Below are 3505 nucleotides of genomic sequence, written 5' to 3' on the forward strand. Positions count from 1 at the left end.
CTTTAGATATCGTAGTTGGAACAACTTTACTGAACGTATAAATATTCAAATGTTTTGGCTTCGAGCAAGCTCATCAGCTAAATAAAAAAACAGCTAGACCATTTATGGTCTAACTGTTAACTTGAACCGCCATCAACTTGATTTGACGAACAGCCACTAAAGGGGCCATTCCAAAGACGTTACTGAGTAACGTCTTTTTTTATATGTTGAAGATTTAAGTTGTCTTTCAACAAAGTGTTAAATGTTAAATATATAATGTTATTAACATTTAGTTCTTCATATTATCTTTTTCTTCCAAAATTTCAAACATCCTATCAAATCTACTCTTATCACTTTCCGGCAATCTGTCTATTTCATTCTCAACCAACTGTTTGACTAATTCTTTTTGAGATTTCGCCATACCCAGGTTCAACAGAGCCGATATTTTGTTTCTAATATGATTATCCACTCGAACATTTACTGGGAAAGTAACACCAGAGTCTGGCATGTCAACGACATCTTTTCTCTTTACTTGGTTCTCAACGACAACCTTGGTGCCACGCTCAAGCGTAGATTTCTTTGGTTTTGAAATTTTTTTGTCATCGTGTTTCAGCATCCCCATGACTATTCACCTAACCTTTCGATTATTTCTTTAGCCACACCCGTAAATGCTGCATGTACCTTTTTGTCCCAAACGTCTTTTTTATTATCGGTAATACCGGTCATATCCATACGTTTGATTCTTTCCATGACCATAATTTTATGCTGGAAAATATTATCTTTACCAAATTCAGATTCGGCTGAATTTAAAATTTCTTCATCAACTGCCGCATTACGTTTTGACAAAACAGGTAAGATACCCATGACATCAACATCAGAATTAAAATCATCAATCAATGTTTTTTGTAGATAATCAATTAACACTTCTGCACCTGACAATGATCTTTCTTGTGTTTGTAAAACGACGATGATCTGATCACAAGCATTAAATGCAGTGTCATTTGGCAACGAAATTGTTGGCGGAACATCAATAAAAATAAAGTCATAATCTTTCTTCAAAGATTCAATCTTATTTTTAAAGAAATCTACTTTATCCTGCTCAGTTTTAATATTCTTATCCAAGTATCGGTTATACATACTGAAGTCCACTGCGTTAGGAATCAATGATAAATTCTCATCGATTGAAATTGCAATATCCTTCAAGTTAAGATCATCATTCACAGCTGTCATAAGTGAAGTTTCAATTGTAATGATTTCATCATTTGTTTTGATACTTTTAGTCTTTAAAAATAAAGATGTTAAGTTAGCCTGAGGATCAAAATCAATTGCCAAAACCTTATAACCTAATTTGGCCAGGTTATAACTTGTTAAAGCTGTAGTACTTGTTTTTCCAACGCCACCCTTAAAGTTCAAAAAAGATAATACTTTCGCAGTCATAAAAGCTCCCCCAATAATTTTATACTTCAATATTAACACACCTCTGCATAAGTGTTAATAATACTTATGGTTCAATGTATAAGTAGTGTTAAATGTATTTAACATATAACATTTAACACTTTGTTCTAGGCTAAACTACCGATATTTTTATATAAATATTTTTCAAGAAAGCTATCGTATCAAAGATTCTCTCTGTTAAGCCTTTTACATAATGTTAAATACATTTCACACATAACATTTAACATTATGTTATATATATAATGTTAAATGTGAAATGTTATATGTTAAATGTATGAGTTGTTGATATATCAAGATTTTTGTTGATTTTATGCTTCACAGAATATATATTTAAGACAGAAAAAAGAGTCGCACTTTTTAAAAGTACGACTCTATATATAAAAGAAAAAAGCGTTGAATCCTTAATCGCTGGTAACAATTAAGGATTCGGCAATGAGTATTCCACACATACTCACTACTTTTAACGCTCTGCTTTAATTCTTATTATAGATTGTAGGCAGAGATAAATCAATTATTTAATCGTTAAAAGACTGGTGGGGATATTTGCTCATTAGTCTTTTTTCTTTCTATGAAAAAACATGGAAGGATGACAATAATATGTCTAACGATAAAACACTACAAGAAGCGATGAAGAGGGCTAAACAAGATTTTGTTGAACCGAAGGGATACATTGCATTGATTGATTTAGGAGACAAATCTCTTAATGGAAATCCAACTCAAGTTTTCTCAGCTATTTATAATCGACTTGGCTTAAGTGTCCAAAATGGAGAAGACTTCTTCGATCGTAAAGAAAATCGATACTACGTTGTATACACTTATTCCGATTTGGCAGAGTTGATCAATCAATCAACTAAAACTATCTCAAGAATCATGGACAAACTAGTTGAAGCAGGATTAATCTTCAGAAAGAAATGCTTTAACGGAACTTACAAATTATTTCCATCTTTGCCTGATGCTGTTAAAGAAAAGTTCTTAGGTCATTCCAAAAAAGACGTTGCAACAGATGCTCCTCAACAAGTAGAAAGCGCTGATACAACACCTGCGGACAAAAAGTCTTCTTCGAACAAGACAAATAGTCTACTTAATTACTTGAACTTCAATCACTTGAAATTACGTTCTAATAATACTAATAATTCTAAAATTAACAAAAATATCGACAATGTCGAAATAGCTGCCGAAGAAAGCACTCTTTTATCATATGGAATGCCTCAAAACCTAATAGACACTTTGGTTAGTCTTTCTTACGGAAGTGCTAAAAAACTGACTAACTATGCTAAATTGATTATGAACGCTAAGAAGAAAGTTTATCGAGATCTGAATTATCGTAAGGAACCTCTAGCAAGAACGGCAACAATGTTTGAAAGTAATGAATTTATTAAAGACCGAATCAATCGTGAAGTTTCTAGAATTATTTTGTATGTTGGTAAAAAGTATCATGATCAAGAATCAATGGATAAAGTTATGTTTACATCGTTTAAAAACTTCTTCCAAGAATGCTTTGACTTATTAAAAATGTACGGCTCTATTGAGAATCAGACAAGTCTCGTTTGTTAATTGTCTCCCACAAAGTGTTAAATATATTTAGCATATAACATTTAACACTTTGTAGGAGGATGACATAAATCTGAAAACTGATGATTACTTAATGCAAGATAAAATAAAAAGGTCGAAAAGGGAAGATTAGAAAATTTCCTTTTTTAAACACAAAGAAATCAAGGTTTAAACTGGTCAAGGGTGTGGATTAGACGACCCTGTTTTGACCACAACTTTTGAGAAAAACGAGTTTATATAAACGACAATAGTTAACGAAATAAAGAGAATTGTCATGAAGACGCTAAAAAGTAAAAAGGCCAGACCGGAGAATAGATCGGCCTACATATTTAGATCTTTCCAAAATTATTTTGCTGAAGCATATTATAATCACTACGAATCTATTCAAGATAAGCCGGATAATGAGGACCTGTTGGCTTTTTGGTTAAATACTGTCAAGTTATCAGATATTAAGTTGTTGAATCATACTTCTATTTTATTTATGAGAAGGATAGAGCCTTTATAACTTTATAAAGTTATA

Annotated in this window: 4 protein-coding genes; 2 read left to right on the forward strand and 2 right to left on the reverse strand. The window is 31.9% G+C overall.

Annotated elements, in window-relative coordinates; translation table 11 throughout:
* Positions 1-268 precede the first annotated feature (268 nt).
* Complete coding sequence (locus CBP76_RS11625) at positions 269-601, reverse strand: DUF5388 domain-containing protein (protein WP_057814724.1); 333 nt, start codon at positions 599-601, stop codon at positions 269-271.
* Between the two features lie 2 nt (positions 602-603).
* Positions 604-1416, reverse strand: a complete 813-nt coding sequence (locus tag CBP76_RS11630) for a ParA family protein (RefSeq protein ID WP_102197024.1) — start codon at positions 1414-1416, stop codon at positions 604-606.
* Positions 1417-2031: 615 nt separating this feature from the next.
* Here CBP76_RS11630 and CBP76_RS11635 point away from each other — a divergent pair.
* Positions 2032-2988, forward strand: a complete 957-nt coding sequence (locus CBP76_RS11635; RefSeq protein WP_102197025.1) for a winged helix-turn-helix domain-containing protein — start codon at positions 2032-2034, stop codon at positions 2986-2988.
* Positions 2989-3259: 271 nt separating this feature from the next.
* Positions 3260-3490: a hypothetical protein gene (locus tag CBP76_RS11640; RefSeq protein ID WP_025085224.1), complete on the forward strand. Its 231-nt coding sequence runs from the start codon at positions 3260-3262 to the stop codon at positions 3488-3490.
* Positions 3491-3505 lie beyond the last annotated feature (15 nt).

The organism is Companilactobacillus nuruki, assembly GCF_002872255.1.
In the GTDB taxonomy this organism is placed as follows: Bacteria; Bacillota; Bacilli; order Lactobacillales; family Lactobacillaceae; genus Companilactobacillus; species Companilactobacillus nuruki.

Coding starts and splice junctions, on each gene's coding strand:
- CBP76_RS11625 (WP_057814724.1), bottom strand. CDS start 601: ATGGGGATGCTGAAACACGATGACAAAAAAATTTCAAAACCAAAGAAA.
- CBP76_RS11630 (WP_102197024.1), bottom strand. CDS start 1,416: ATGACTGCGAAAGTATTATCTTTTTTGAACTTTAAGGGTGGCGTTGGA.
- CBP76_RS11635 (WP_102197025.1), top strand. CDS start 2,032: ATGTCTAACGATAAAACACTACAAGAAGCGATGAAGAGGGCTAAACAA.
- CBP76_RS11640 (WP_025085224.1), top strand. CDS start 3,260: ATGAAGACGCTAAAAAGTAAAAAGGCCAGACCGGAGAATAGATCGGCC.